This is a genomic window from Streptomyces sp. SID3343, from assembly GCF_009865215.1.
Lineage (GTDB): Bacteria > Actinomycetota > Actinomycetes > Streptomycetales > Streptomycetaceae > Embleya.
In genome coordinates this window covers 1-542 of sequence record NZ_WWJX01000131.1, presented here as the reverse complement: position 1 = coordinate 542, position 542 = coordinate 1, and the positions used below count along the sequence as shown (strand labels likewise).

The 542-nt window shown below is 75.6% G+C and carries 1 pseudogene; it reads right to left on the bottom strand.

The features are described from left to right. Positions 1-18 precede the first annotated feature (18 nt). Positions 19-542, bottom strand: a pseudogene (locus GT354_RS04270) (hypothetical protein); the annotation flags it as partial.

Sequence of the window (542 nt, the reverse complement as noted above, 5' to 3'; positions counted from 1 at the left end):
GGGTGAGCACGCCCACGCCTACGCCCCCTCCCGGTCGTAGGCGCGTAGCGTCAGCAGCGCCTCGATCGTGGCGGCCGGTCGGGCTTCCACCCGGACGGTGGGGGACCACTCCGCCCAGCGGATCGGCCAACCGCCGTCCTCCTGCTGTGCGGCGGCCAACGCCGCGAGCCCGCGCCGCAGTTCGCGATCCGTGAACCAAGCGCGGGCCGGGCTGTCCGGGCAGGGCGCGAAGTCGTGCGGCAGGTGATACTCGCCGGCGGCATAGCCCGGGGCGAGCCGGGCCTGTTCGGGGTGCGCCGGGTCGAGCAGCACCAGCCGTTGATCCCGGACGAGTTCGCCCAGCCGCCGCGCCTGACCCTCGGCCCAGCGCCGATCCGGGACGCCGTCGAGAAACGCGACGGCGGCCTCGACCTCGTACGGGTGGGTCGTCGCCAACCGCTCGACCGCGGCCCGGCAGAACTCGGTCGCCGCCGGCAGCCACGGATGCTCGACCCCGGCGCGCAGCAGCGGCCCGAGGATCCAGCCGGTCGGGATCAGGCCGG